The organism is Nonomuraea sp. NPDC048916 (assembly GCF_040649575.1).
In the GTDB taxonomy this organism is placed as follows: domain Bacteria; phylum Actinomycetota; class Actinomycetes; order Streptosporangiales; family Streptosporangiaceae; genus Nonomuraea.
The window spans coordinates 1-355 of record NZ_JBEZFS010000325.1 but is presented as its reverse complement, the minus strand read 5'-3'; the positions used below and the strand labels follow the sequence as shown (position 1 = coordinate 355).

Genomic DNA, 355 nt, shown 5'->3' with positions numbered 1-355 from the left:
GGCCTGGTCCGCGCGGTCGAGAAGTTCGACTACGCCAAGGGCTTCAAGTTCTCCACGTACGCGACGTGGTGGATCCGGCAGGCCATCACGCGCTCCATCGCCGACCAGTCCCGTACGATCCGGCTCCCCGTCCACCTGGTGGAGGAGCTCGGCCGGATCCGTCGGGTGCAGCGCGAGTTCAACCGTGAGCACGGGCGCGACCCGGAGCACGAGGAGATCGCCGCCGAGCTCGACTCCAACGCCGAGCGCGTGGGCAACGTCCTGGACTGGGCCCGTGACCCGGTCAGCCTGAACATGTCCGTCGACGACGACGGCGACACCCAGTTCGGCGACCTGCTGGAGGACACCTCCGCCG

Annotated in this window: 1 protein-coding gene; it reads left to right on the top strand. The window is 69.0% G+C overall.

The window, feature by feature from the left end:
• A partial coding sequence (locus tag AB0C16_RS41060) for a sigma-70 domain-containing protein (RefSeq protein WP_357691646.1) occupies positions 1-355 on the top strand: 355 nt, incomplete at both ends.